1 protein-coding gene and 1 pseudogene are annotated in these 2,025 nt (G+C 61.1%); one reads left to right on the top strand and one right to left on the bottom strand.

Features of this window, described 5'->3' with window-relative positions; translation table 11 throughout:
- Positions 1-27: 27 nt before the first annotated feature.
- Complete coding sequence (locus BFD71_RS38650) at positions 28-984, bottom strand: IS110 family transposase (protein WP_069269419.1); 957 nt, start codon at positions 982-984, stop codon at positions 28-30.
- A 162-nt stretch (positions 985-1,146) separates the two neighbouring features.
- On the opposite strand from BFD71_RS38650, the pseudogene BFD71_RS38655 reads away from it, so the two are divergent.
- Positions 1,147-1,923: pseudogene (locus BFD71_RS38655) on the top strand (IS110 family transposase); the annotation flags it as partial.
- Between the last annotated feature and the right edge of the window lie 102 nt (positions 1,924-2,025).

The raw sequence follows: 2,025 nt of genomic DNA on the forward strand, positions 1-2,025 counted from the left end.
GGCGGTAATGAGCAACTGTCTTACCTGTCAAGCCGTGTGGATGGATTCATCCCACGGCTTTCCTGTTTTTGCGATGGCGTTGAGGATAGTCAGCAGCTTTCTCATGCAGGCAACCAGAACAACCTTGTTCGGCTTGCCGGTGGCGACGAGCCGATGGTAGAAGGCCCCAATGACCGGGTTGAAGCGTACGGCCGCTAACGTCGCCATGTACAACATGCGCCTGACAGCGGCACGTCCGCCGAAGATCATTCGTTTGCCGCGAAACGCTCCCGAGTCGCGGTTGAAGGGCGCTACCCCGATCAGCGCACTGACCTCACGCCGCGTCAGCTTGCCGAGTTCTGGCACGTCGGCGATCAGCGTGGCGACGGTAGCGGGTCCTACTCCGCGAACACTGGATAGCAGTTCGACCAGGCCGGTGTGATGCGCCTTGACGTGCTTCGCCAGGGCAGCTTCAACAGCCTTGAGCTGACCTTGAAGAACCTCAATGACGGCGGTTAGACTCCCGCGCACGGCTTCGTGGCTGATTCCAAGTCGTTGTCGCTCTGACGTCAACAATGTGACGATCTGGCGACGACGGGCAACGAGGGCTTGAAGCTCCTGCTGCAGCGGCGAAGGCAGGATTTTGACTATCTTGTCCCTGTCGCTTCGCTGCGCAAGCACTTGGGCAAGCTGAGCCAGAGCACGCGCGTCAATCCGGTCGGTTTTCGCGAGATTTCCCATTGCCTTCGCGAAGTCGCGGGCTTGCCGGGGATTCACGATAGCAACTGCGTAGCCGGCGCTTTGCAACGCACAACCAGCCGCCGCCTCGTAGCTTCCTGTGGCTTCCAGTACCACAAGATCAACCTGGCATTCAGCAAGGGCGGTGAGCAGCTCTTCGTGGCCTGCTGGCGTGTTGGGATAGGTGGTGACGCTTCCTGCAACTCCGAAGGCGACATCAAGGGTGGCTTTTGCCACGTCAATTCCGACAGCGATTTTTTCAGACATGGTTCCCCGGATCCCATTCTTGTGAATGCGAATTTGAATTCAAGCAACTGTTCGGGCTTATCGAAGAACGGTAGCGGTCATACGCCGAATGCTCATTAACGGGCTTTCAGGCCCATGATGGTTATCAGGCTGCATGACCGCCGTCCGTGAGCAGAAAGATACAAGATGGTCAAGAATGACTTCGTGGACGCCGAAGCGATCTGCGAGGCCGCGTCGCGCCCGGCCATGCGGTTCGTTACTCCGAAGACCGAATCGCAGCAAATGCTCTCGGCACTGCACCGTGTGCGCGATTCGTTGATTCGTGACCGCACGAAGGCCGTTAACCAAATCCACGGCTTTCTACTTGAGTTCGGCATCAGCCTGCCGGTCGGGCAATCCGTCATCAAGCGACTGCCGGCCGTGCTGGCCGAGCATACGCTGCCGCCGCGCCTGATCGAGATCCTCGAGCGCCTGCATGCGCACTTCAAGTACCTCAGTGAGGAGATCGCCGAGATCGACAAGGAGATGGCGCGCCAGCTCGCCGACGACGATCTCGGCCAGCGCTTGCTGACGATCCCCGGCGTGGGTCCGATCACGGCGAGCGTGCTCTCCGCCGAAATGGGGGACGGCAAGCAATACGGCTGCAGCCGCGACTTTGCCGCGTCGATCGGACTGGTGCCGCGCCAATACAGCACGGGCGGCAGGGCGAACCTGCTGGGCATCAGCAAGAGGGGTGACAAGAACATCCGGCGCCTGTTGGTGCAGTGCGCCCGCGTCTACATGCAGCAGCTCCATCGGCAGAGTGGCCGGCTCGCCGAGTGGGTGCGCGCCATGCTCACGCGCCGACACTCGAACGTCGTGGCCTGCGCGCTGGCGAACAAGCTGGCGCGCACCGCCTGGGCACTGGCGACTCGCCACGGCACGTTCGATGCGCGACCGGGCCTCAACGCGCCGGCCTGAGCGCCCGATCCCCAACCACGCTTTACCGCAGTCCCCCACCTGGTTTTGCGACCGCTGAACTTTGATGACGTGAACGGCATACCGGCCTGACGGACAACCTGT

The sequence above is a fragment of the Paraburkholderia nodosa genome (genome assembly GCF_001718195.1).
Classification (GTDB): Bacteria; Pseudomonadota; Gammaproteobacteria; order Burkholderiales; family Burkholderiaceae; genus Paraburkholderia; species Paraburkholderia nodosa_A.